This window comes from Streptomyces sp. NPDC050619 (assembly GCF_040654815.1).
GTDB lineage: Bacteria > Actinomycetota > Actinomycetes > Streptomycetales > Streptomycetaceae > Streptomyces.
The window spans coordinates 1-25613 of sequence record NZ_JBFAIR010000072.1; the positions used below are offsets into that span (position 1 = coordinate 1).

Here is a 25613-nt window from a genome sequence, read left to right on the forward strand (position 1 = left end):
CCGATCTGTCCGCCCGCAGCGGTTGTCGCGTCAACCCGGGCACGTTGACAGCCGACCGATTCCGCGACGTTCCGAGGACGGACACCCCCCCGACACGTCCCCGCCCCACAACCCACCCGCAGGCGCAACGCGCACCCCCACCGAGCCCGCACAGGCCGCCGCAGGCATCCCCCCCACCCGCACCACAAAGACATCTCCGCAGGTCAAGGCCATTGTCAGTCCCCGGGTGCAGGATGGACACATGGTCAGCTCCGCACACATGGCCCTCAAAGCCTTCTCCCCCGCGACCCGCGGCTGGTTCACGGGCGCCTTCGACGCGCCCACCGCCGCCCAGGCAGGCGCGTGGCAGGCCATCGACGCGGGCTCGGACGTGCTGGTCGTAGCCCCCACCGGCTCCGGCAAGACCCTGGCCGCCTTCCTCGCTGCCCTGGACCAGCTCGCCTCGACACCCCCACCCGCCGACCCCAAGAAGCGCTGCCGCGTCCTGTACGTCTCCCCGCTCAAGGCCCTCGCCGTCGACGTGGAGCGCAACCTCCGCAGCCCTCTGACCGGCATCCGCCAGGAATCCGTCCGCCTGGGCCTGCCCGAACCCGAGGTGAAGGTCGGCATCCGCTCGGGCGACACCCCGCCCGCCGAGCGCCGCGCCCTGTCCACCCGCCCCCCGGACATCCTGATCACCACCCCGGAATCCCTGTTCCTGATGCTGACGTCGGCCACCCGCGAAGCGCTGACCGGCATCGAGACCGTGATCCTCGACGAGGTCCACGCCGTCGCCGGCACCAAGCGCGGCGCCCACCTCGCACTCTCCCTGGAGCGCCTGGACGAACTCCTCCCCAAGCCGGCCCGCCGCATCGGCCTCTCGGCCACGGTCCGCCCGGTCGACGAGATCGCCCGCTATCTCTCCCCCCACCGCAAGGTGGAGATCGTCCAGCCGAAGTCCGGCAAGGAGTTCGACCTCTCTGTCGTCGTCCCGGTCGAGGACCTGGCCGAACTCGGCGGCTCCCCGGTCGCCGACAGCACGACCGGCACCGAAGGCGCGGAACGCCCATCGATCTGGCCGCACGTCGAGGAGCGGATCGCCGACCTCGTCCAGGCCCACCGCTCGACCATCGTGTTCGCCAACTCCCGCCGCCTCGCTGAACGCCTGTGCAACCGGCTCAACGAGATCGCCTACGAGCGAGCCACCGGCGAACCCCTGGACGAACACCACGCCCCCGCCGAGCTGATGGGCGGCTCCGGCGCCGCCCAGGGAGCACCCCCGGTCATCGCCCGCGCCCACCACGGCTCGGTGTCCAAGGAGCAGCGGGCCCTCGTCGAAGAAGACCTCAAGGCCGGCCGCCTCCCCGCGGTCGTCGCCACCTCCAGCCTCGAACTCGGCATCGACATGGGCGCGGTCGACCTCGTCATCCAGGTCGAATCCCCGCCCTCCGTGGCCTCCGGCCTCCAGCGCGTCGGCCGCGCGGGCCACCAGGTGGGAGCCGTCTCCACCGGCGTGGTCTTCCCGAAGTACCGCGGCGACCTGGTCCAGGCGGCAGTCGTCACCGAACGCATGCGCATCGGCGCGATCGAGTCCCTGAAGGTCCCGTCCAACCCGCTGGACGTCCTGGCCCAGCAAGTCGTAGCCATGACAGCGATGGACACCTGGCAGCTGGACGACCTGCTCGCCATGGTCCGCCGAGCCGCCCCCTTCGCCTCGCTCCCCGAATCCGCTTTCACGGCGGTCCTCGACATGCTCGCCGGCCGCTACCCGTCCGACGCCTTCGCGGAGCTGCGCCCCCGCGTGGTCTGGGACCGCGTCGCCGGCACGATCACCGGCCGCCCCGGCGCCCAGCGCCTCGCCGTCACCTCCGGCGGCACGATCCCCGACCGCGGCCTCTTCGGGGTCTTCCTCGCCGGTTCCGACCCCAAGAAGGGCGGCGGCCGGGTCGGCGAGCTCGACGAGGAGATGGTCTACGAGTCCCGAGTCGGCGATGTCTTCACCCTCGGCACCAGCTCCTGGCGCATCGAGGACATCACGCGCGACCGCGTCCTGGTCTCCCCCGCGCCGGGCGTACCGGGCAGGCTCCCCTTCTGGAAGGGCGACCAGCTGGGCCGCCCGCTCGAGCTGGGCCGCGCGGTGGGCGCGTTCCTGCGCGAGGTCGGCTCACTGCCCAAGGAGGACGCCCGCCTCCGCCTCTTCGCCGCGGGCCTGGACGCCTGGGCCGCCGACAATGTCATCTCCTACCTCGACGAACAGCGCGAGGCCTGCGGCCACGTCCCGGACGACCGCACGATCGTCGTGGAGCGCTTCCGCGACGAGCTCGGCGACTGGCGGGTCGTCGTGCACTCCCCCTTCGGCGCCCAGGTGCACGCCCCGTGGGCACTCGCGCTCGGCGCCAAGCTCTCCGAGCGCTACGGCATGGACGCCCAGGTCATGCACGCCGACGACGGCATCGTCCTGCGGCTGCCCGACGCCGACCTCATGGGCCTGGACCTGCTCGACCAGGAGCCCATGAAGGCGGGCACGGAATACGACGCCGAGCAGGCGCCCCTCGGCGCGGCGGACGTCGTCTTCGACAAGGGCGAGGTCGACCAGGTCGTCACCGACCAGGTGGGCAGTTCGGCCCTGTTCGCGTCCCGCTTCCGCGAGTGCGCCGCCCGCGCCCTGCTGCTGCCGCGCCGCAGTCCGGGCAAGCGCACCCCGCTGTGGCAGCAACGCCAGCGCGCCTCCCAACTGCTTCAGGTCGCCAGCGAGTTCGGCTCGTTCCCGATCGTCCTGGAGGCGGTCCGCGAGTGCCTCCAGGACGTCTTCGACGTCCCCGGACTCGTCGAGCTGATGGGCGACCTGGAGTCCCGCAAGGTGCGCCTCGTCGAGGTCACCACCCCGGAACCCTCCCCCTTCGCCCGCTCGCTCCTCTTCGGGTATGTCGCCCAGTTCCTGTACGAGGGAGACTCACCCCTCGCCGAGCGCCGCGCCGCCGCCCTCTCCCTGGACTCGCGTCTGCTGGCCGAGCTGCTCGGCCAGGCGGAGCTGCGCGAGCTGCTCGACGCCGAGGTCCTGACCGAGCTGGAACAGGAACTCCAGTGGCTCACCGAGGACCGCCGCGTCAAGGACGTCGAAGGCGTCGCCGATCTGCTGCGCATGCTCGGCCCGCTCACGGCCGCCGAGCTGGCCGACCGGGGCGCCGAACCGCAGTGGGCGCAGGACCTGGCAGGCGCCCGCCGCGCGATCCGGGTCCGTATCGCCGGCGCCGACCACTGGGCGGCGATCGAGGATGCGGGCCGCCTGCGCGACGCCCTCGGCACGGCACTGCCGGTCGGCGTCCCGGAAGCGTTCATGGAGCCCGTCAAGGATCCGCTCGGCGACCTCCTCGCGCGCTATGCCCGCACCCACGGCCCCTTCACGTCGGCCACGGTGGCGGCCCGCTTCGGCCTGGGCGTGGCGGTCACCGAGGGCGCCCTCCAGCGGCTCGCGGCATCGGGCCGGGTCGTACAGGGCGAGTTCCATCCGGCCGGGATCGGCCAGGAGTGGTGCGACGCGACCGTCCTGCGCCGCCTGCGCCGCCGCTCCCTCGCCGCCCTGCGCCACGAACTGGAGCCGGTGTCACCGCCCGCGCTCGCCCAGTTCCTCCCGCAGTGGCAGCACATCGGCAGGGGCCACGGACTGCGGGGCATCGACGGACTGGTGCGTGCCGCAGAGCAGTTGCAGGGCGCGTCCGTGCCCGCGTCCGCCCTGGAGAAGCTCGTCCTGCCGTCCCGTGTCGCCGGCTACACCCCCGCGATGCTCGACGAGCTCACCGCCGCGGGAGAGGTCGTATGGGCCGGCTCAGGGGCCCTCCCCGGCAAGGACGGCTGGGTCTCCCTGTATCTGGCGGACGCGGCCCCCCTGCTCCTTCCGCCGCCCCACCCCCTGGAGCTGACGGCGCTCCACCAGTCGATCCTGGATGCCCTCTCCGGGGGTTACGGCCTGTTCTTCCGCCAGATCGCCGACCAGGTCCGCGCCACCACCCACCCCGACGTGACCGATCCCCAACTGGCCGACGCCGTCTGGGACCTGGCCTGGTCCGGACGGCTCACGAACGACACGCTCGCTCCCATGCGCTCCCTGCTGGGTTCGGGCCGCACCGCCGGTTCCACCGCCCACCGCGCCAAGCGCACCGTCCCGCGCGGCCGCTACGGCTCACTGACGGCCGCCGCCCGCCCCGTCTCCCGCACCGGCCCGCCGACCGTCGCCGGCCGCTGGTCCCTCCTCCCGGAACGCGAGGCCGACCCCACCGTGCGCGCCCACGCCCTGGCCCGCGTCCTGCTCGACCGGCACGGCGTGGTGACCCGGGGAGCCGTCTCCGCGGAGGGCGTCGAGGGCGGCTTCTCAGCGACGTACCGCATCCTGTCCGCATTCGAGGACAGCGGTCAGGCGCGACGCGGCTATGTGGTGGAGGGACTCGGCGCCGCCCAGTTCGCGATGGACGGCGCGGTCGACCGCCTCCGCGCGGTGGCGAACGCCCGCGACCGCGGCGAGGCTCTCCCGGCCCCACCCCACAGCGACGGCGCCCCCGACGCCTTCAACCCACCCACCGGTTTCGCACCGGACGACTTCACCTCGCCCGACGCCCTCTCACCCGACGGCGACCCGCACCGGACCAACGGCCAAGCCGATCAAGCCCATCAGGCGGAGCAAGTCGAACAGACGGGTCAGACGGGTCAGACGGGTCAGACAGATCAAGCCGACCCCAGCTTCGACGACGACTGGACCGCCTACCCCACCCCCACCTCGCGAAGCGAGTGGACCTCTCCCCGCGACTTCCCCTCGCCGACCAGCCCCGGCCCCGGCCCCGCGTACGGCGCATACGACTCGTACGGCACGCCCTTCGCCGGTCGCCGCACCCGCCCCACCCCCGACTCCCGAGCCGTCGTCCTGGCCGCCGCCGACCCCGCGAACGCGTACGGCGCGGCCCTCCCCTGGCCCGAGCCGCCGACCGGCGCCGGGCACAAGCCGGGCCGCAAGGCGGGCTCCCTGGTCGTCCTGGTCGACGGCGAGCTGACGCTCTACATGGAGCGGGGCGGCAAGACCCTGCTGGCCTGGCCCTCCGACCCGGACAGCTCGGCCACCGACGACCCACGCCTGCAAGCGGCAGCGGAAGCCCTCGCCGCAGCCGCCAAGGCAGGCTCCCTCGGCACGGTCACGGTGGAGCGCGTCAACGGCGCCTCGGCCCTGACCTCCCCCATCGGCACACTCCTGGAGGGATCAGGCTTCATCGCAACCCCGCGCGGCCTGCGCCTAAGAGCATGAGCACAGCAGAAAGCCGCACAAGACACCACTCCCTCCTGCCGTGCCACCCTTGACCCATGCCCGAAGGAGACACGGTCTGGCAGACCGCGAGGCGGCTGCACGACGCCCTCGCGGGCAAGGTGCTGACCCGCAGCGACCTGAGGGTGCCCAAGTACGCCACGGCCGACCTCACAGGCCGCACCGTCCTGGACGTCACCCCGCGCGGCAAGCATCTCCTCACCCGGATCGAGGGCGGTCTCACCCTCCACTCGCACCTGCGGATGGACGGCTCCTGGAAGGTGTACGCCGCCCACCAGCGCTGGTCCGGCGGCCCGACCCATCAGATCCGCGCGATCCTCGGCACCGCCGACCGTACGGCCGTCGGCTACCGCCTCCCCGTACTCGAACTCCTGCGCACCACCGACGAACACCGCGCCGTCGGCCACCTCGGCCCCGACCTCCTGGGCCCGGACTGGGACCCGGAACAGGCCCTGGCCAACCTCCTCGCCGACCCCGCCCGCCCCCTCGGCGAGGCCCTGCTCGACCAGCGCAACCTCGCCGGCATCGGCAACGTGTACAAGAGCGAGCTCTGCTTCCTCCTCGGCGCCACCCCATGGCTGCCCGTCGGCGCCCTGCCCGCCGAGCGCGCCGCACAACTGCCCGCGCTCGCGAAGAAGCTCCTGGAAGCCAACCGGGACCGCCCGATCCGCAGTACGACGAGCCGCCGCGGCCAGGACCTGTTCGTGTACGGCCGCACACCCCGCCCCTGCCTCCGCTGCCGCACCCCCATCCGCGCCGCCGACCAGGGCGACGGCTCCCGCGAGCGCCCCACGTACTGGTGCCCGGCCTGCCAGAAGGGGCCAGCCCCGAACAACACCCCACCCCGCAGAACACCACGCCGTACGACGAGTTGACCCCGGCGCTCCACGCCGTACGACCGGACCACTCACTCGAAAGTCCGCCCCGTCCAACTAATTGACGGACCGTCAGAAACCTTCGTACGGTCCCTCCATGCCCATCACGGCGTACGACCTCACCGGCCGCACCGCATTCGTCACCGGCGCCGCCGGTGGCATCGGCCGCGCCTCGGCCGTGCTGCTCGCCGCGGCCGGTGCCACCGTGCACTGCGCGGATCTCGACGCGGCGGGCCTCGACGAGACGGCGACCGCCATCAAGGACGCCGGCGGCATCGCCCACACCCACCGCCTCGACGTCACCGACCGCGGGCAGCTGCACCAGGCCGTAGCCTCCTGCGCACGCCTGGACGTGATGGCCGCGATCGCCGGGATCATGCACAGCAGCCCGGTCCTGGAGACCCGGGACGACGACCTCGACCGGGTACTGAGCGTCAACTTCAAGGGAGTGCTGTACGCCTGCCAAGAGGCGGCCCGTCTGATGCTCGCGCAGCACATCAGGGGCAGCATCGTCACGATGGCCTCCGGTGCCGTGGACACCGGCGGCCCCGGCCTGCTCTGCTACGGCGCGGCCAAGGCGGCGGTCGTGCAGCTGACGAAGACGCTGGCGACCGAGGTCGGCCGGCACGGCATCCGGGTCAACGCGGTGGCGCCGGGCTGGATCCGCACCCCCATGACCGACCGCCACGACGCGGAGGCGCAGGCCCACACCGAGTCACGGATGGCCCGGATGTCGCCGCTGGGCCGGGTCGGCGAGCCGGAGGACGTCGCCCACGCCGTCCTCTACCTGGCCTCCGGTGCCTCGGCCTTCACGACGGGCCAGATCCTGCGTCCGAACGGTGGTGTGGCGATGCCGTGGTAGCCCCGGCCGTCCGCCAGGCCGCCACCCATCTCTGAGCACCGACGGCCCCGGCGGCCCGCCCCTTCGCCACACAGTGGACCGGCAGCAGACTCAGCCCCCACCCCCCGGCCGCGACCGCCCCCTCCAGCGCCCCCGCGTCAGGCGACAGCGCGAGCCGCAGCACGGCCCACCACCACAGCACCCCGAGCCCGAGAACCGCTCCCCAGCGCGCTATCAGCCCCGCCATGGACTCTCCTCCTCCAAGCCGCGACAAGCCGCGACCAGCCACGACGCCAGAGCGCCGCTCGGACACGAGCACGAGAGAGGGCGCACCAGCAGCACACGGAGCACTCCGTCACAGGGGAACACCGCCGTCACAGAAAGAGCGCCGCCGTCACACAGCCCCGGCCGGACACAACCCAGCTCCACCATGACCGCCACGCCCCCCACCGGCAAACGGACCCGAAGTGCACGCACCACGCGAAAAACCCCGACCGCACTCCTCCAGTCGTCCCTGGAGAAACCCCGGCCGGGGCCTCACACGCTTCCTCAGCGCAGTTGGCGCAAGCAATCAGCGCCTCGTCAGCTCAAGTACAGCCGACGCTCAAGCACACAGCCGCGTGAGCGTCACGCGGCGACCACGTCCACCGCTTCGGCGGGCGCCTTGATCGTTACCCGTTCCGGTGGCACACCGGTCACCGAGACGGAACCCAGCATCGGGCGAACCGGCGTGGACACAGGCTCGCTGGGGGTGGCAGCAGCAGACTGGGCCAGCTCGGCGAGGGCGAGTTCATCACTCACTTCCCGCATGAGCTCGGACATCCGTACGTCCAGCGCGTCGCAGATGGCGGAGAGCAATTCGGAGGAAGCCTCCTTCTGCCCCCGCTCCACCTCGGAGAGATAGCCGAGTGAGACTCGGGCGGACGAGGAGACTTCGCGCAGAGTACGGCCCTGGCGTTGGCGCTGCCGACGCAGCACGTCACCCAACAGGCGACGGAGCAGAATCATCGGTGGCTCCCTCCTCGGACCGCGTAGCCGCATCCTTCTCGCCCCACCGTACCGCCTTGCGCCGCGGCCGTGCGGGGAGCGATGTCGTGTTCACTCAGGGCTGCAAACATCAAAACCCCCCGTTCCGTTCCGTATCCTGTGCCCGCTCATTCCCAGTCTGTTCGCTCGCAAGCCCCTCCAGGAGCAATGCGAGTACGCTCCGTACACTCTCCTTACGAATTTCCGCACGGTCGCCGTTCAACCGCAGCGCGGTCACTTTCTCGCCACCGAGCGCCCCGGAAACCGTTGCCAACGGGCCGTCGACGGCAACGAAGACCGTCCCGACCGGCCGGCCGTCCTGCGGTTCCGGGCCGGCGACTCCGGTGGTCGCGATGCCCCAGTCGGCGCCGAGCGCTTTGCGCACTCCGACCGCCATCTGGGCCGCGACCTGCGGATTCACCGCACCGTGCGCCGCCAGCAGAGTGGTGTCGACACCCAGCAGCCGGTGCTTGAGTTCGGTGGCATAGGCAGTCACCGAACCCCGGAAGGCCTTGGACGCCCCGGGGACCGCTGTGATTTCCGCCGCAACCAGGCCGCCCGTGAGCGACTCGGCGACAGCGAGCGTCTCGCCCTTCACCGTGAGTAGTCGCACCACTTCTACGGCCATGTCGGTGGCCGGGGAACTCACGCTTCCGTCTCCTCCAACGCCGCCTTGCGCTCGGCGATTCCCTGCCTGCGCAGCACAATGGCTTGTCTCACATAGTCGAGCCCGGTCGCCACGGTCAAAATGACCGCCGCCGCCATCACCCAGAACCTCAGGGTGGCCAGCCACCCCGTCAGCGCCAGGACATACATCCCGACCGCCACGCCCTGGGTGAGGGTCTTGAGCTTGCCGCCGCGGCTCGCCGGGATCACGCCGTACCGGATGACGAGGAAACGCAGCAACGTGATCCCGAGTTCCCGGCCGAGGATGACGGCCGTCACCCACCACGGCAGATCACCGAGCGCCGACAGACAGATCAGCGCCGCCCCCATGATCGCCTTGTCGGCGATGGGGTCGGCGATCTTCCCGAAGTCGGTGACGAGGTCGTAGGCGCGCGCCAGATGGCCGTCGAACAGATCGGTGATCATGGCGATGGCGAAGGCGGCCCAGGCGAACGAGCGCCACGCCGGGTCGTACCCACCGTCGGCCAGCATCAGCGCGACGAAGCCGGGCACGAGGACCAGCCGGAGCATGGTCAGCAGATTGGCGACGTTCCAGACGCTGGCCTGGTTGACGGCCGCGGCCGTCAGCTTCCCGCCACGCGCGGCCTTGCCGCTCTCCTGTTCGCCAACCGCGGAGGCACCGGAAGCCTGATCAACGGAAGCGCGCGCCCCGCCGGTCGACGCGGCGACGGCGGCACCCTTCGCGGCCGTGCCTTTCGCGCCGGAGGGGCCACCCGCCGCCGATGCCGGGACTCCGGTCATCTGCCCGCCTCCTCACTACACGCGAGCGAGCCCGTCAGCGGCTCGGCCACCAGGTCGACACCTTCCGTACCGACCACCTTCGCCTCGACCATACGGCCGACGCTCAGCCCCTCGCCGCTCGTGAGCAGCACGTGGCCGTCGGTCTCCGGTGCCTGGTGCGCCCCACGGCCGTACACACCCTCGGCGGGGTCCACCGATTCCACGAGGACCTGCACGGTCTCGCCCACCCGCTCCTCGGCCCGCTGCGAGACGAGTTCCTCCGCCAGCCGGGAGACACGTGCCAACCGCTCGGCGACGACGTCCTCGTCGAGCTTGTTGTCGTACGTCGCCGCTTCCGTACCCTCCTCGTCGGAGTACCCGAAGACACCGATCGCGTCCAGCCTCGCGCCGTTCAGGAACCGCTCCAGCTCGGCCAGGTCGGACTCGGTCTCGCCGGGGAAGCCCACGATGAAGTTGGAGCGCACGCCGGCCTGGGGGGCCTTGCCCCGGATGGTGTCGAGCAGTTCCAGGAAGCGGTCGGTGTCGCCGAAGCGGCGCATCGCGCGCAGCACGTCGGGGGCGGAGTGCTGGAAGGACAGGTCGAAGTAGGGCATGACCTTGGGCGTGGACGTCAGCACGTCGATCAGCCCGGGCCGCATCTCGGCCGGCTGGAGGTAGCTGACCCGCACCCGCTCGATGCCGTCGACCTCGGCGAGCTCGGGCAGCAGGGACTCCAGCAGGCGGATGTCGCCCAGGTCCTTGCCGTAGGAGGTGTTGTTCTCGGAGACCAGCATGATCTCCTTGACGCCCTGCTCGGCCAGCCACCGCGTCTCGTTCAGGACATCCGAGGGCCGCCGCGAGATGAAGGAGCCGCGGAAGGACGGGATGGCGCAGAAGGAGCAGCGCCGGTCGCAGCCGGAGGCGAGCTTCACCGAGGCGACCGGGGCGCCGTCCAGACGGCGGCGCAGGGGCGCACGCGGCCCGGAGGCGGGCGCGAGCCCCTCCGGCAGATCGGACGCGGCGCCATGCCCGGGGAGCGCGACGTCGTTGACCGACTGCCGCTCGGCCGGGCTGATCGGCAGCAGCTTGCGCCGGTCGCGCGGGGTGTGCGAGGCGTGGATGCCGCCGTTCAGGATGGTCTGCAGGCGGTCGGAGATGTCGGCGTAGTCGTCGAAGCCGAGCACGCCGTCGGCCTCCGGAAGGGCTTCGGCGAGGTCCTTGCCATACCGCTCGGCCATGCAGCCCACCGCCACGACGGCCTGGGTTCTGCCGTGCCCCTTGAGGTCGTTGGCCTCCAGGAGGGCATCGACGGAGTCCTTCTTGGCGGCCTCGACGAAGCCACAGGTGTTGACGACGGCGACGTCCGCGGCCGCGGCGTCCTCCACGAGGGCCCAGCCGTCCGCCTCCAAGCGGCCTGCGAGCTCCTCCGAGTCCACCTCGTTACGGGCGCAGCCAAGAGTGACAAGTGCGACGGTACGGCGTTCAGGCATGGGCTCAAGACTACTTCGTCCCACTGACACCCCACGTCGACGGGGTTGGCCGCGCTTGGCCAACCCCGTACCCGCTGCGACCTTCCGATGGACTATCCGACCTGCGGATCGCCCTTCGTATATGTCAGCCGCTCCACGGCCCCCGGCTGGAAGTCGTCCTCGATCTTCTTGCCGTTCACATACAGCTGGATCGCCCCGGCGTCACCGAGGACGAGGTTGATCTTCTCGCTGTCCTGGAAGGTCTTGGACTCGCCTTCCTTGAGCAGCCCGTCGAACAGTTGCATGCCGTTGTGGTCCTTGGCCGAGATCCAGCTCTTCCCCTCGGCGGCGCTGACCTGGACGGTCACCTTGTCCTGGGGCGCGGCGGCGATGGCGCTGTCCGACGGCTCCGGCTTCGGCTGATCGGGCTTGTCGTTCTTCGGCGTGGGCGAGGCGGACTTACTGGTCGCGGGCTTGGAGCCCTCCGCGACCTGCGTCTTGCTGCCGTCGTCGTCACCGCCCTTGAACGCGGTGAAACCGACGAAGCCGACCACGGCGACGATCGCGGCGACCATGGCCGCGGTCCAGTTGGGCCCGCGCCGCTCCGGGCGGATGCGTTCCGCCTCGAACAGCGGGGCGGCCGGCGTCGGGGCCGGACGGCCGCCGTGATCGTCGTCGTACTGCGCGAGCAGCGGGGCGGGATCGAGGTGGACGGCCCTGGCCAGGGTCCGGATGTGACCGCGGGCGTATACATCTCCGCCACACGGCGCGAAATCGTCCGCCTCGATGGCGTGCACGATCGGGAGGCGGACCCGGGTGGCACTACTGACATCGTCGACGGTCAGCCCGGCCGCGATACGCGCCTGCTGGAGGGCACGGCCGATCGAGGGGCGGGCTTCCTCACGGTCGTCTTCGAAGGGACGCTCGTCTTCAGGGGAGTTGCCGATGGACACGGGGGCGCCTTTCGAGCGTTTTAGCCGCCTGTGCTGGAGGTTCAGTGTATGGGGGGTACGAAAGGGTGGGGCAACCGGTCGGTGGACTTTGTACGCCATCGGAATGGCCGGACACGCCGATGGTGAGGCAGCGGGTTTCCGCTTCCTTCAACTTGACGTACGCCGAAGGGAAACGGTTGCTCAATGATCCCTTACGGATGAGTCACGATCGACCACCCGCCTTGGGACTCCCTTTAAGCCTCCCCGCGGATCACCGCGAGCACGCCGTCCAGCTCATCAGCCTTCACAAGAACGTCACGAGCCTTGGAACCCTCGCTCGGCCCGACGATCCCCCGGGACTCCATCAGGTCCATCAGCCGCCCGGCCTTGGCGAAGCCGACGCGCAGCTTGCGCTGGAGCATGGACGTCGAGCCGAACTGTGTGGAGACGACCAGTTCGGCCGCCTGGCACAGCAGGTCCAGATCGTCGCCGATCTCCTCGTCGATCTCCTTCTTCTGCTTGGTGCCCACGGTGACGTCTTCCCTGAAGACGGGCGCCATCTGGTCCTTGCAGTGCTGGACGACATTCGCGACCTCTTCCTCGGTCACGAAGGCGCCCTGCATACGCGTGGGCTTGTTCGCCCCCATCGGCAGGAACAGGCCGTCGCCCTTGCCGATCAGCTTCTCGGCGCCGGGCTGGTCGAGGATGACCCGCGAGTCGGCGAGCGACGACGTGGCGAAGGCGAGCCGCGAGGGCACGTTCGCCTTGATCAGACCGGTGACGACGTCCACCGACGGCCGCTGCGTCGCGAGTACCAGGTGAATACCGGCCGCGCGCGCGAGCTGAGTGATCCGCACGATCGCGTCCTCGACATCGCGCGGCGCGACCATCATCAGGTCGGCCAGCTCGTCCACGATCACCAGCAGGTACGGGTACGGCTGGAGCTCGCGCTCACTGCCCTCGGGCAGCTTCACCTTGCCGTCTCTTATGGCCTGGTTGAAGTCGTCGATGTGCCGGTACCCGTACGCCGCCAGATCGTCGTACCGAAGATCCATCTCCCGTACGACCCACTGCAGCGCCTCGGCGGCCCGCTTCGGGTTGGTGATGATCGGCGTGATCAGGTGCGGGATGCCCTCGTACGCGGTCAGCTCGACGCGCTTGGGGTCGACGAGGACCATGCGGACGTCCTCGGGAGTCGCCCGGACCATGACCGACGTGATCAGGCAGTTGATGCACGAGGATTTACCGGAACCGGTGGCTCCGGCCACGAGCACGTGCGGCATCTTCGCGAGGTTGGCCATCACGTAGCCGCCCTCGACGTCCTTGCCGAGCGCGACCAGCATCGGATGGTCGTCCTCGGCGGCCGCGGCCAGACGGAGTACGTCGCCGAGGTTGACCATCTCCCGGTCGGTGTTCGGGATCTCGATGCCGACCGCGGACTTGCCGGGGATCGGGCTGATGATCCGCACGTCCGGGCTGGCGACGGCGTAGGCGATGTTCTTGGTCAGCGCGGTGATCCGCTCGACCTTCACGGCGGGGCCGAGCTCGACCTCGTAGCGCGTGACCGTCGGCCCGCGCGTGAAGCCGGTGACGGCGGCGTCGACCTTGAACTCGGTGAACACGTTCGTGAGCGAGGCGACCACGGCGTCGTTCGCGGCGCTGCGCGTCTTGCCGGGGCCCCCGCGCGTGAGGAGGTCGAGCGAGGGCAGCGCGTAGGTGATGTCGCCGGACAGCTGGAGCTGCTCGGCGCGCGCCGGCAGGTCGCGGGGCGCCTCGGGCGGGGGCTTCGTGAGGTCGAGGGCCTCGGCCTTCAGCTTCTCCTGCTTGGGCCGTCCGGGCCGTGCCGCCGGGACGGGCGTCGGGGTCGGCGTCGTCTCCTCGCGGTCCCCCACGCTCACCCCCTGGGTGAGGTCGGCGACGATCGGCGAGGGCGGCATGCCGTGCAGGACGGCTCCGTCGAGCGCGGCAGCGGCGGCCGCTGCGACGTCCACGGCGTCCATGGGGCGCTCCATGTCGGGCTGCGGCACCGCGGAGCGCCTGGGGCGGCCACGACGCCGCGAGAGGGCCTCCTGCTCCGCGCTGTCGGGGTCGTACGACTCGGGGGCCGGACCGCGCCTGCGCGTGCGTGCGGGCAGCGACTCGCGCCACTGGTCGTCGTACCGCTCGTCGTCCTCGCCGAGTTCGTCCTCGGCGGGGTCCTGGACGACGCCGAGCTTCACGCCGAGCAGCCGCAGCCGCTGCGGGATGGCGTTGACCGGGGTGGCCGTGACGACCAGCAGACCGAAGACCGTCAGCAGCACGAGCAGCGGTACGGCGAGGACCTCGCCCATGGCGTACGTCAACGGGGTCGCCGCACTCCAGCCGATGAGGCCGCCGGCGTCCCTTATCGCCTGCATGCCGTCGTCACGGGCGGGCGAGCCGCAGGCGATGTGGACCTCGCCGAGCACGCCGATGACGAGCGCGGACAGGCCGATCACGATGCGGCCGTTGGCCTCGGGCTGCTCGGGGTGCCGGATGAACCGTACGGCGATGACCGCGAGCAGTATCGGCACGAGCAGGTCGAGCCGGCCGAAGGCGCCGGTCACCAGCATCTCGACGAGATCGCCGACGGGACCGCGCAGGTTCGACCAGGTGCCGGCGGCGACGATCAGGCCGAGGCCGAGCAGCAACAACCCGATGCCGTCCTTGCGGTGGGCCGGGTCGAGGTTCTTCGCGCCCTGCCCTATGCCGCGGAACACCGCGCCGACGGCGTGCGCGAGGCCGAGCCAGACGGTGCGCACGAGCCGGTAGATGCCCCCGGTCGGGCTGGGCGCCGGCTTCGGGGGCGCGGCTTTCTTCGCCGCGGCCTTCTTGGCGGGCGCCTTTTTCGCGGGCGCCTTTTTCGCAGCGGCCTTCTTCGCCGGAGCCTTCGCCGGAGCGGCCGCCTTCTTGGCGGGCTTCTTGGCTGCGGAGGGACGTGAGGCCATAGGTGTGAGGTTACCGGTGGAGACGACAGCGGACACGTGTGCCTACTGCTTCACCCGTTCGTGTCGCCCTTGAAAGGGAGCTGAACTGACGCGCGTTCACCCGCAACGACGCCTGGGACACACGTCAGTTCTGCGACGGCACCGAGGGAGAACTTCCCGTCCCCGGCTCCAGCGCGTCGAGTGCGCGCCGCAATCCCGTGAGTTTGCGTTCGAGATGGGCCGCCGTGGCCACCGCGGCCGCGTCCGCCGACTCGTCGTCCAGTTGCTTGGACAGCGCCTCCGCCTGCTCCTCGACGGCCGCGAGCCGCGCCGACAGCTCGGCGAGCAGTCCCGCGGGCTCCTTCGACTCGCCGGCCGCAGCCTTGCCGCCGCCACCGCCCTCCAACTGGAGCCGCAGCAGCGCCGCCTGCTCACGCAGCTGGCAGTTCTTCATGTACAGCTCGACGAAGACGGAGACCTTCGCGCGCAGCACCCACGGGTCGAAGGGCTTGGAGATGTAGTCGACCGCGCCCGCCGCATACCCGCGGAAGGTGTGGTGCGGTCCGTGGTTGATCGCGGTGAGGAAGATGATCGGGATGTCCCGGGTCCGTTCTCGCCGCTTGATGTGCGCGGCCGTTTCGAAGCCGTCCATGCCCGGCATCTGGACATCCAGCAGAATGACCGCGAAGTCGTCCGTCAGCAGCGCCTTGAGCGCTTCCTCCCCGGACGATGCCCGCACCAGCGTCTGATCGAGCGCAGAGAGGATGGCCTCCAGCGCCAGCAGATTCTCCGGCCGGTCATCGACCAGGAGGATCTTGGCCTTCTGCACCATGGCCCGCCCTCCTCGCCCCGGCGTGGGGCCTCCCCTGTCCGCAGGACTTGGGGTGACGCCGACCGACGCCACCCCGGGGGACGACTCCCTTGCGCCGCCCGTCCTTGTGCCGGTCATCGTAGCCGCACCCCGCCCGTCGCCACACCCTGTCACCGCGATGTCACTGTGCACGTAGCAGAAACGTAGTGGGAGACCAGAAGGTTCCCCGAATCCCGTACTCCTACACGACTTCGGCAACCCTCAGTCAGCAACTGTGCATGCCCGCCGAGAGTTCTCGCCACATGGTCACGAAGCCCGCGCAAAGCCCGAACGTTCCCGTCACGCCCCACGCATCCACTCCTCCATCACCGCCAGCAGGTGATCGGGATCGACCGGCTTGGTCACGTAGTCGGAGGCGCCCGACTCGATCGCCTTCTCCCGGTCGCCCTTCATCGCCTTCGCGGTCAGCGCGACGATCGGCAGCCCGGCGAACTGCGGCATCCTGCGGATCGCCGTGGTCGTCGCGTATCCATCCATCTCGGGCATCATGATGTCCATGAGGACGACCGCCACGTCGTCGTGCTGCTCCAGCACCTCGATGCCCTCGCGGCCGTTCTCGGCGTACAGCACGGACAGCCCGTGCTGCTCGAGGACGCTGGTGAGCGCGAACACATTGCGGATGTCGTCGTCGACGATCAGCACCTTCTCGCCGCCGAACCGGATGCCGCGGCGCGACTTCGGCACCCTCTCCCGCTCCGCCTCGGGCCACTGTTCCTGCTGTGCGGGCCGCTGTTCGATCTCCATCACGGGCCTGCGGCGGCGCCGGAAGAGCGCGGCCGGACCGTTCTGCGTGTCCTGGTACGACCTCACCTCGGCCGGCGTCTCGATCTCCGCCTCGGACAGTTCGGTGGACACCTCGGGCAGGCCCGACGCGGACGCCATCAGCTCGCCGGGCTCCAGGCTGGGCGGGGCGAGCTGCTGATAGCCCTGGGGCGGCAGTTCGCTCGGGTGCAGCGGCAAATACAGCGTGAACGTCGAGCCGCGCCCTGGCTCGCTCTGCGCGTGGATCTCACCGCCCAGCAACTGAGCGATCTCCCGCGAGATGGACAGCCCGAGACCCGTACCGCCGTATTTGCGACTGGTCGTGCCGTCCGCCTGCTTGAACGCCTCGAAGATGACCCGCATCTTGCTGGCCGCGATCCCGATACCCGTGTCGGTCACGGAGAACGCGATCAGATCCCCGCCCGGGTCCCGCAGCGAGCCGGTCTCCAGCAACTGCTCCCGGATCCCCGTCGGCACATCCCTGCCGACGGGCCGGATGACCAGTTCGACGGCCCCCGAGTCGGTGAACTTCACCGCGTTGGACAACAGGTTGCGCAGCACCTGGAGCAGCCGCTGTTCATCCGTGTGCAGCGTGGCGGGCAGCTCCGGCGACACCCGTACCGACAGGTCGAGGCCCTTCTCCGCGGTCAGCGGCCGGAAAGTGGCCTCCACGTAGTCGACGAGCTGGACGAGGGCGATGCGCGTCGGGGACACGTCCATCTTGCCCGCCTCGACCTTCGACAGGTCGAGGATGTCGTTGATCAGCTGAAGCAGGTCGGAGCCGGCCCCGTGGATCGTCTCGGCGAACTCGACCTGTTTCGGGGAGAGGTTGCCCTCCGCGTTGTCGGCGAGCAACTTGGCCAGGATCAGCAGCGAGTTGAGCGGCGTACGCAGCTCGTGCGACATGTTGGCGAGGAACTCGCTCTTGTAGCGCATCGATACGGCGAGCTGCTCGGCGCGCTCCTCCAGGACCTGCCGCGCCTCCTCGATCTCGGTGTTCTTGACCTCGATGTCGCGGTTCTGCTGGGCCAGCAGCTCGGCCTTCTCCTCCAGTTCGGCGTTGGACTCCTGGAGGGCCTTCTGCCGGTTCTCCAGCTCCTCCGAACGCTCACGGAGTTGCTCGGTCAGCTCCTGCGACTGCCGCAGCAGCACCTCGGTCTTGGTGTTGACGGAGATGGTGTTGACGCTGGTCGCGATCATCTCGGCGATCTGGTTGAGGAAGTCCTTCTGGATCTGCGTGAAGGGGGTGAAGGACGCCAGCTCGATGACGCCGAGCACCTTGCCCTCGAACAGCACGGGCAGGACGATCACTTGTGCGGGCGGCGCCTCGCCGAGCCCCGAGGAGATCTTCAGATAGCCGCTCGGCGCGTTCTCCACGAGGATGGTGCGCTTCTCCTGCGCGGCCGTCCCGATCAGCCCCTCCCCCGGCTCGAACGACGTCGGCATGGAGCCCATCGAGTAGCCGTACGACCCCAGCATCCGCAGCTCGTACTGGTCCTCGGCCCCGGCGCTGACGTCCTTGCCGTCGACCAGCGGCATCCCCAGGAAGAACGCGCCGTGCTGCGCGGACACCACCGGCGTCAGCTCGCTCATGATGAGGGAGGCCACGTCCTCGAGGTCTCGTCGGCCCTGCATCAGCGCGGAGATACGGGCCAGGTTTCCCTTGAGCCAGTCCTGCTCCTTGTTGGCGATCGTGGTGTCGCGCAGGTTGGCGATCATCTTGTTGATGTAGTCCTGGAGTTCCTGGATCTCGCCGGACGCGTCCACGTCGATCTTCAGGTTCAGGTCGCCACGGGTCACCGCGGTCGCCACGCGCGCGATGGCACGCACCTGCCGGGTCAGGTTCCCGGCCATCTCGTTCACCGACTCGGTGAGGTCGCGCCAGGTGCCGTCGACGTCACGCACGCGTGCCTGGCCGCCCAGCTGGCCCTCCGTACCCACCTCGCGGGCGACTCGGGTGACCTCCTCGGCGAACGACGACAGCTGATCAACCATGGTGTTGATCGTCGTCTTGAGCTCAAGAATCTCGCCGCGAGCGTCAATGTCGATCTTCTTGGTCAAGTCACCCTTCGCGATGGCCGTGGTGACCATCGCGATGTTGCGCACCTGGCCGGTCAGGTTGGACGCCATCTGGTTCACCGACTCGGTGAGGTCCTTCCAGGTACCGGCCACGCCCGGCACCCGCGCCTGACCGCCGAGGATGCCGTCCGTGCCCACCTCGCGGGCCACCTTGGTGACCTGGTCGGCGAACGAACTCAGCGTCTTCACCATGGTGTTGAAGGTGTCGGCGAGCTGCGCGACCTCGCCGCGCGCCTCGATCGTCACCGTCCGCGTGAGGTCACCGTTGGCGACCGCCGACGCGACCTGGGAGATGTTGCGCACCTGCATGGTCAGGTTGTTGGCCATCAGGTTGACGTTGTCGGTGAGGTCCTTCCAGATGCCCGTGACACCCGACGCGTGGGCCTGACCGCCGAGGATGCCCTCCGTGCCCACCTCGCGCGCCACCCGCGTCACCTGTTCCGCGAAGGAGGACAGCTGGTCCACCATCGTGTTGACGGTGCTGACGAGTTCGAGGATCTCGCCCTTCGCGTCGACGGTGATCTTCTTCGACAGGTCGCCCTTGGCGACCGCGGTGGTGACCTCGGCGATGTTGCGCACCTGGATGGTCAGGTTGTTCGCCATGAAGTTCACGGACTGCGTGAGGTCCTTCCAGGTGCCGGAGACACCCTGCACCTCGGCCTGACCGCCGAGGATGCCCTCCGTGCCCACCTCGCGCGCCACCCGCGTCACCTGGTCGGCGAAGCTCGACAGCTGGTCCACCATCGTGTTGAGGGTGTTCTTCAGCTCCAGGATCTCGCCGCGCGCGTCCACGTCGATCTTCTGCGACAGGTCACCCCGGGCCACCGCCGTCGCGACCTGCGCGATGTTGCGCACCTGGGCGGTGAGGTTGCCGGCCATGCCGTTCACGGAGTCGGTCAGGTCGCGCCACACACCGGCGACGCCGGGCACCTGCGCCTGCCCGCCGAGGCGGCCCTCCGTGCCCACTTCGCGGGCCACCCGGGTCACCTGGTCGGCGAAGGCGGAGAGCTGGTCGACCATCGTGTTGATGGTGTTCTTCAGCTCCAGGATCTCGCCGCGCGCGTCGACGTCGATCTTCTGGGACAGGTCACCCCGGGCGACCGCCGTCGTCACCTGGGCGATCTGCCGCACCTGCGAGGTGAGGTTGCCGCCCATGAAGTTGACGGAGTCGGTGAGCTCCTTCCACGTACCGGACACACCCGGCACCACGGCCTGACCGCCCAGCCGGCCCTCGGTGCCCACGTCCCGCGCCATCCGCGTCACCTGATCGGCGAACGCGGACAGCTGGTCCACCATCGTGTTCACGGTGTTCTTCAGCTGGAGCATCTCGCCGGACACGTCCACGGTGACCTTCTGCGACAGGTCACCGTTGGCCACGGCCGTGGTCACCTGGGCGATGTTCCTCACCTGTCCGGTGAGATTCCGGAACGCGGTGTTGACGGAGTCCGTCAGGTCCTTCCACGTACCGGCGGCCCCCGACACCTGCGCCTGACCGCCTAGCTCACCCTCGACACCGACCTCGCGCGCCACCCGCGTGACCTCGGCACTGAACGCGGACAGCTGGTCGACCATCCCGTTGACGGTGTTCTTCATCTCCAGCATCTCGCCGGCCACGTCGACCGTGACCTTCTGCGACAGATCACCGTTGGCCACGGCCGTCGTCACGGCGGCGATGTCCCGCACCTGCGTGGTGAGGTTCCTGAAGACCGTGTTCACCGAGTCGGTGAGGTCCTTCCAGGTCCCCGCCGCGCCCGGCACGTTCGCCTGCCCGCCGAGCTGCCCCTCGGCACCGACCTCGTTGGCCACCCGCGTGACCTCGTCCGCGAAGATCCGCAGCGTCTCGGTCATCTGGTTGATCGTGTCGGCGAGCTGCGCGACCTCGCCGCGCGCCGAGACCGTCACCTTCTGCGAGAGGTCACCGCTGGCGACCGCCGTCGTCACCTGGGAGATGCCGCGCACCTGGGCCGTCAAATTGCCGGCCATCAGGTTCACCGAATCGGTGAGGTCCTTCCACACACCGGCCACACCGGGCACCAACGCCTGACCGCCCAGCTCCCCCTCCACGCCGACCTCGCGCGCGACGCGGGTCACCTCGGAGGAGAACGACGACAGCTGGTCCACCATCGTGTTGACGGTGTTCTTCAGCTCCAGCATCTCGCCTTCGACATGAACTGTGACCTTCCGGGACAAGTCACCCTTGGCAACCGCCGTCGTCACCAGCGCGATGTCCCGCACCTGGGCCGTCAACCGGTACGCCATCGTGTTGACGGACTCGGTCAGGTCCTTCCATGAACCGGACATTCCGCGCACCCGGGCCTGTCCGCCCAGCTTGCCCTCGGTACCCACCTCGCTGGCCACCCGCGTGACCTCGTCGGTGAACGTGGAGAGCTGGTCGACCAGGTTGTTGACGGTCCGCCCGACCTTCAGGAACTCCCCACGCAGCGGATGCCCGGTCCCGTCCGGCGCCTGCGTCCGCAACTCCATGCGCGGCGACAGATCGCCCTCCGCCACCGCCGACAGCACCCGGCCGACCTCGGAGACCGGTCGTACGAGATCGTCCACCAGCGCGTTCGAGGCGTCGATGGCGGCCGCCCAGGAGCCCTCACTGGCGCCCGTTTCCAGCCGTTCCGTGAGTTTGCCCTCACGGCCCACCACACGCCGCACCCGCGACAACTCACCCGTCAGATGGAGATTGCGGTCGGCCACCTCGTTGAAGACCGCCGCGATCTCCGACATCACGCCGTCCCCGGACACCGTGAGCCGCTTCCGGAAGTTCCCGTCGCGCATCGACACCAGGGCCGCCAGCAGCCGGTTCAGGGCAGCCGTGTCCACCGCGGTGGTCCCGTTGCGCGGTTTGCGCTGGTTACTCGGGGACTGTCCGCCTTTCGCGCGCGTCTTAGTGCCCCGCGTCGCTGCGCCAGACTCCACTGTGTCCCTCCCGCAGGGGTCGACCGTTACTGCTGTGCTCGGGTACTACTACTGCTCGGCGTTACCAGTTACTCGTATTGCTGACGGCTGTACCAGGCCGCATCCAGGGCTGCTGCCCACCGTGGGCAAACCACACTCAGCCTGTCAGTACCTTCACCAGAAGCTTGCCCAGTGTTTCACCCTGACTGAACCAGGCCATAACAGTTCGGCAGCTTCGCACATCGTCCGCACACCCTCCGGACGGAAACACCGGCGACCGGCATCCGCATGGACGGGGAAGGTAAGTAACCTTGCATGCGGCTGTCCAGCCGTGCCGGATCCGTCCGGCCTGGGCGGTGGCACGAGAACGAGCGGGCATCGGAGGGGCGGCCGCACACATGACCACCGGACTGATCCCTGGGGGACAGCCCCCGGACCCCCGACCGACGGGCAGCGTGCCGCTACAGCGGCCCGAGCCGGCCGGCCAGCCAGCCCTGCACGTCGACAACCGGCCGAGGAGTTCTGTGATCACCGCGCGCGCGGCCGCCAGCTTCGAGCCCGTAGGGCGATCGGTCGCGAGCGCCCGCTCCTTCGTCCGCGACACCCTCCAGGGCTGGGGCTTCGCCGACGTCATCGACGACGCCGTCGTCCTCACCAGCGAACTGGTGACCAACGCCGTGGTGCACGCGGGCACTTCCGCGGACGTGCTGTGTCTGCGCAGCGACGAAGGCGTACGGATCGAGGTGGCCGACCGGTATCCGGAGCGCGAGATCCCCCTCCAGGGCCAGGCCATCGACATGGGCAGCCCCGACCGCGAGGGCGGCCGCGGCCTCCAGCTGTGCGCGGCACTGGCCGGCCACTGGGGCGTGGAGTACACGCCCACGCACAAGCAGGTCTGGTTCCAACTCGACCTCCCCGAACGGCCGGTGGGCACCCGCGCGGCAGGCCCCTCGCTGCCTCTCGACCTCCTCCCGCTCGCCGACGGCCGCGTCCGCGTCGCCGTCGTCCAGATCGACCGTACGGGCGCGATCACGTCCTGGAACGAGGACGCCGAGGAACTCTTCGGCTACGGCGGGGAACAGGTCATCGGCAAGCCCCTGACCGACCTCGCCGCCTGGCCGCACACCCCCGGCACCAGCACCGGCATCGCGGAAGCCCTCCAACTCTCGCGCTGGGAAGGCAGCTACGGCATCCGGGGCGCCAACGGCCGCGTCTCCTCCGTGTACGCCTCCCACCTGCGCGTCCGTGACACGGGCGGCGAGCCCTCCACGGTCTGCCTCCTGGTGCGGGACCACGAACGAGCCGTCCTCCAGACGCCGTTGCGCGTCCCCGCCTCCGACTCCTCCTCGTCCGACGGCCAGAGCACCGACCCCTTCGAGGTGTTCATCGGCTCCCCTGCCCCGGACGACCTCGACGGCCTGCTCCAGCGCACGGTGGAACGCGCCCGCGACATGCTCGACGCCGACTCGGCCTTCCTGCTGCTGGCCACCGACGACGAGACGGAGTTGGAGGTCCGCGCCTCCACAGGCCTGCCCTCCGCCCGCCAGCGCTTCGCCCGCGTCCCCGTCGAAGCGGGCCCCGGCCGCTACAGCTCCGCCCGCATGCCGGCCGTGCACGACGACCTCTCGGCCGTACCCGGCGCCGTACCGCTGTTGAACGGCACTGGCATGCGCTCGGTGGTCACGGTCCCGCTGAAGGTCGAGGGCCGCCTCACCGGCTCCCTCGGCGTCGCGGCCGAGTCCCCCGGCAGATACTCGAACGAAGAGGCACTGCGTCTCCAATTCGCCGCCGACCGGATCGCGTTGGCGGTGGAATCAGCCCGCCTGGGCGAACTCGAGCGCCTGCGCCGAGGCTCCCTGAGCTTCCTCGTCGAGGCCTCCGACCTCCTGGCCGGCACCCTGGACCGCGACCAGACCCTCGCCCTGATGGCCCAGATGACGGTCCCGACCCTGGCCACCTGGTGCGCGGTCTACACAATCGCCGACCAGGCCTCCGAGCCGTATCTGTCGTACGTCCTGCACGAGGACGAGGAACTGATCGACGGCATCAAGTCCCTCCTCTCCAAGATCGCCCCGCCGGACCCGGTCCCCACCCCCGGCGCCCGCGTCTGGTCGGCCCCCGGCGAGGCCGCCCACCAGGCGGCCCTGCGCAGCTCCATGCGCAGCCTCGGCCTCACCGGCGTACCCGCCCGCCAGCTCGCGTCGGGCATCGGCCCGACCCTCGCCACGGCCTCGGCGGTGGGCGGGGAAACAGTGGTCCTCCCCCTGGTGGCCCGCAACCGCGTCATCGGCATGCTGACCCTCGGCAAGCCCACGGACGAACACTTCCGCCAGGAAATCCTGGAACTGGCCGAGGACTTGAGCCGCCGAGCCGCCCTGGCCCTGGACAACGCCCGCCTGTACTCCGAGCGCACAGCCATCAGCCAGTCCCTCCAGCGCAGCCTCCTGCCGCCCGAACTCCCCGAGATCAACGGCGTCGAGGTCGAGGTCATCTACCGCGCGGCCGGCGAGGGCAACGAGGTCGGCGGCGACTTCTACGACCTGTTCCCCATCCGCGACGGCGCCTACGGCTTCGCCATCGGCGACGTCTGCGGTACGGGCCCGGAGGCGGCCGCTGTCACCGGCCTGGCCCGGCACGCCCTGCGCCTGCTGGCACGCGAGGGTTTCGGCGGCCCGGCGGTCCTGGAGCGCCTGAACTCCGCCATCATCGACGAGGGCGCCCGCAGTCGCTTCCTGACGCTCCTGTACGGCGAGTTGTGGCCCCAGGAGGACGGCAGCGCCCAGCTGAAGGTGGTCTGCGCCGGCCACCCGCTCCCGCTGCGCCTGCGCCAGGACGGCACGGTCGAACCGGCCGCCGAACCCCAGCCGCTCCTCGGGGTCATCGACGACTTGGAGCTGTACGAGCAGACCATCACCCTCGATCCGGGAGACGTCCTCCTGTGCGTCACGGACGGCGTCACCGAACGCCGTGAAGGCTCCCGCATGCTGGGCGACGACGGCCTCGCCGACGTCCTCACGACCTGCACGGGGCTGACGGCGGGCGCGGTCGCGGCTCGCATCATGCGCGCCGTGGAACGCTTCGCGCAGGACGCTCCGTCCGACGACATGGCGATCCTGGCGATGCGAGTGCCGGGCCTCCACAAGGACTGATGGGACAGAAAAAGGGCATGCGAAAGGCCCCCGCCCGGCAGGGCGAGGGCCTTTTTCTGAAGTCTGGAGCCCCCAAACGGAATCGAACCGTTGACCTTCTCCTTACCATGGAGACGCTCTACCGACTGAGCTATAGGGGCCGGTCACCTTTTCGAGGTTTCCCTCGCGGCGACGAAATAGATCATACCCGAAGACTAGAAGGCGGGCTGCAACAGCCCACCGAGGGCGTTGCACGCGGCCACGATCCGCTGCATGTCCCGCTTCGTCAAAGACGCGTCCACAGGCAGCGCCAGCGTCTCATCGGCGGCCCGCTCGGTCTCCGGCAGCGACACACACCGCCGGAACTCCGGCAGTCGATGCACAGGCGTCTTCACCGGCACTCGGCACTCGACACCCCTGCCCCGCACGGCCCGAGCGAAAGCATCCCGGTCCGGCCGCCCGTTCCCCGGCACCCGCACGACGTACTGCTGATAGGTGTGCCCATCACCACCGTCAGGCGTGCGCACGCCTCTCAACTTCCCATCGAGATAGGCGGCCCGCTGCCTGCGCTGGGCGACCTCGTCATACGGCACCTCGGACTCGCCCTCCTGAAGCACCAGCAGCCCGTGCCGCTCCCCGACCCCGAGCAACCGCCCCATGTTGGCCGGCCGACCGAAGCGGTGTACGACGACGACGGCCGCCGTCCGCGGAGTGACGGCCGCCTCGACAGCGGAGGCGTCGAGGCAGTACGTCACCGGATCTATGTCGGCGAACACGGGCAGCGCCCCGGCCAGTATCACGGCCTCGGCGACATCCACGTTCCCGAAGGCCGGTATGACGACCTCGTCACCGATTCCGACGCCGGCGGCCCTGAGCATTGCAGCAGTACCCATGCCTGGGATGGTGGTTGCGCAACGTGAACTTCAAGTGACGCAGAACAAAAAAGGGTTGGACCCGGAACCGAAGTTCAGGGTCCAACCCTTTTGAATGATTGTTCGGCGGCGTCCTACTCTCCCACAGGGTCCCCCCTGCAGTACCATCGGCGCTGTAAGGCTTAGCTTCCGGGTTCGAAATGTAACCGGGC

The 25613-nt window shown here is 69.9% G+C and carries 14 protein-coding genes, 1 tRNA gene and 1 rRNA gene; 4 read left to right on the forward strand and 12 right to left on the reverse strand.

The window, feature by feature from the left end; all coding sequences use genetic code 11:
- The first annotated feature begins 241 nt into the window (after nt 1-241).
- The 3 genes from AB0I77_RS51350 to AB0I77_RS51360 all read left to right on the forward strand — a co-directional run bounded on the left by AB0I77_RS51350 (nt 242) and on the right by AB0I77_RS51360 (nt 7024).
- On the forward strand, nt 242-5269 hold the full coding sequence (locus AB0I77_RS51350; RefSeq protein ID WP_363289926.1) for an ATP-dependent helicase: 5028 nt from the start codon (nt 242-244) through the stop codon (nt 5267-5269).
- Nucleotides 5270-5325: 56 nt separating this feature from the next.
- On the forward strand, nt 5326-6162 hold the full coding sequence (locus AB0I77_RS51355) for a DNA-formamidopyrimidine glycosylase family protein (protein ID WP_363289927.1): 837 nt from the start codon (nt 5326-5328) through the stop codon (nt 6160-6162).
- Between the two features lie 97 nt (nt 6163-6259).
- Nucleotides 6260-7024 (forward strand): SDR family NAD(P)-dependent oxidoreductase, encoded by a 765-nt coding sequence (locus AB0I77_RS51360; RefSeq protein ID WP_363289928.1) that lies wholly within the window; start codon nt 6260-6262, stop codon nt 7022-7024.
- On the opposite strand, the gene AB0I77_RS51365 is transcribed toward AB0I77_RS51360, so the two are convergent.
- The 9 genes from AB0I77_RS51365 to AB0I77_RS51405 form a co-directional block, all read right to left on the reverse strand.
- A complete protein-coding gene (locus tag AB0I77_RS51365) occupies nt 6972-7250 on the reverse strand; it encodes a hypothetical protein (protein WP_363289929.1) in 279 nt (92 codons plus the stop codon). The two genes, AB0I77_RS51360 and AB0I77_RS51365, sit on opposite strands and share 53 nt — an antisense overlap.
- Before the next feature lie 380 nt (nt 7251-7630).
- Nucleotides 7631-8011, reverse strand: a complete 381-nt coding sequence (locus AB0I77_RS51370; RefSeq protein ID WP_363289930.1) for a helix-turn-helix transcriptional regulator — start codon at nt 8009-8011, stop codon at nt 7631-7633.
- Nucleotides 8012-8120: 109 nt separating this feature from the next.
- Nucleotides 8121-8657, reverse strand: a complete 537-nt coding sequence (locus AB0I77_RS51375; RefSeq protein ID WP_363289940.1) for a CinA family protein — start codon at nt 8655-8657, stop codon at nt 8121-8123.
- A gap of 17 nt (nt 8658-8674) precedes the next feature.
- Complete coding sequence (gene pgsA / locus AB0I77_RS51380) at nt 8675-9457, reverse strand: CDP-diacylglycerol--glycerol-3-phosphate 3-phosphatidyltransferase (protein ID WP_363289931.1); 783 nt, start codon at nt 9455-9457, stop codon at nt 8675-8677.
- Nucleotides 9454-10926 (reverse strand): 30S ribosomal protein S12 methylthiotransferase RimO, encoded by a 1473-nt coding sequence (gene rimO / locus AB0I77_RS51385; protein WP_363289932.1) that lies wholly within the window; start codon nt 10924-10926, stop codon nt 9454-9456. The genes pgsA and rimO overlap by 4 nt, the downstream gene beginning before the upstream one ends.
- 92 nt (nt 10927-11018) lie before the next feature.
- Nucleotides 11019-11858: a RodZ domain-containing protein gene (locus tag AB0I77_RS51390; protein WP_363289934.1), complete on the reverse strand. Its 840-nt coding sequence runs from the start codon at nt 11856-11858 to the stop codon at nt 11019-11021.
- 233 nt (nt 11859-12091) lie between these two features.
- The gene (locus AB0I77_RS51395) at nt 12092-14803 is read right to left on the reverse strand and encodes a DNA translocase FtsK (protein ID WP_363289935.1); all 2712 of its coding nucleotides are present in this window, start codon (nt 14801-14803) and stop codon (nt 12092-12094) included.
- 124 nt (nt 14804-14927) lie between these two features.
- Nucleotides 14928-15614, reverse strand: coding sequence for a response regulator (locus AB0I77_RS51400; protein WP_363289937.1), 687 nt, complete (start codon nt 15612-15614; stop codon nt 14928-14930).
- A gap of 318 nt (nt 15615-15932) precedes the next feature.
- The gene (locus tag AB0I77_RS51405) at nt 15933-21422 is read right to left on the reverse strand and encodes a HAMP domain-containing protein (protein ID WP_363289938.1); all 5490 of its coding nucleotides are present in this window, start codon (nt 21420-21422) and stop codon (nt 15933-15935) included.
- Nucleotides 21423-21799: 377 nt separating this feature from the next.
- Here AB0I77_RS51405 and AB0I77_RS51410 point away from each other — a divergent pair, with 377 nt between their 5' ends.
- Nucleotides 21800-24550, forward strand: a complete 2751-nt coding sequence (locus tag AB0I77_RS51410) for a SpoIIE family protein phosphatase (protein WP_363289939.1) — start codon at nt 21800-21802, stop codon at nt 24548-24550.
- A gap of 64 nt (nt 24551-24614) precedes the next feature.
- Here AB0I77_RS51410 and AB0I77_RS51415 read toward each other — a convergent pair.
- The 3 genes from AB0I77_RS51415 to rrf form a co-directional block, all read right to left on the reverse strand.
- Nucleotides 24615-24690: transfer RNA gene (locus AB0I77_RS51415), tRNA-Thr, on the reverse strand.
- Nucleotides 24691-24744: 54 nt separating this feature from the next.
- The gene (locus AB0I77_RS51420; RefSeq protein WP_363289941.1) at nt 24745-25407 is read right to left on the reverse strand and encodes a DegT/DnrJ/EryC1/StrS family aminotransferase; all 663 of its coding nucleotides are present in this window, start codon (nt 25405-25407) and stop codon (nt 24745-24747) included.
- 115 nt (nt 25408-25522) lie between these two features.
- Nucleotides 25523-25613, reverse strand: a 5S ribosomal RNA gene (gene rrf / locus AB0I77_RS51425); the annotation flags it as partial.

Coding starts and splice junctions, on each gene's coding strand:
- AB0I77_RS51350 (WP_363289926.1), top strand. CDS start 242: ATGGTCAGCTCCGCACACATGGCCCTCAAAGCCTTCTCCCCCGCGACC.
- AB0I77_RS51355 (WP_363289927.1), top strand. CDS start 5,326: ATGCCCGAAGGAGACACGGTCTGGCAGACCGCGAGGCGGCTGCACGAC.
- AB0I77_RS51360 (WP_363289928.1), top strand. CDS start 6,260: ATGCCCATCACGGCGTACGACCTCACCGGCCGCACCGCATTCGTCACC.
- AB0I77_RS51365 (WP_363289929.1), bottom strand. CDS start 7,250: ATGGCGGGGCTGATAGCGCGCTGGGGAGCGGTTCTCGGGCTCGGGGTG.
- AB0I77_RS51370 (WP_363289930.1), bottom strand. CDS start 8,011: ATGATTCTGCTCCGTCGCCTGTTGGGTGACGTGCTGCGTCGGCAGCGC.
- AB0I77_RS51375 (WP_363289940.1), bottom strand. CDS start 8,657: ATGGCCGTAGAAGTGGTGCGACTACTCACGGTGAAGGGCGAGACGCTC.
- pgsA (WP_363289931.1), bottom strand. CDS start 9,457: ATGACCGGAGTCCCGGCATCGGCGGCGGGTGGCCCCTCCGGCGCGAAA.
- rimO (WP_363289932.1), bottom strand. CDS start 10,926: ATGCCTGAACGCCGTACCGTCGCACTTGTCACTCTTGGCTGCGCCCGT.
- AB0I77_RS51395 (WP_363289935.1), bottom strand. CDS start 14,803: ATGGCCTCACGTCCCTCCGCAGCCAAGAAGCCCGCCAAGAAGGCGGCC.
- AB0I77_RS51400 (WP_363289937.1), bottom strand. CDS start 15,614: ATGGTGCAGAAGGCCAAGATCCTCCTGGTCGATGACCGGCCGGAGAAT.
- AB0I77_RS51410 (WP_363289939.1), top strand. CDS start 21,800: ATGACCACCGGACTGATCCCTGGGGGACAGCCCCCGGACCCCCGACCG.
- AB0I77_RS51420 (WP_363289941.1), bottom strand. CDS start 25,407: ATGCTCAGGGCCGCCGGCGTCGGAATCGGTGACGAGGTCGTCATACCG.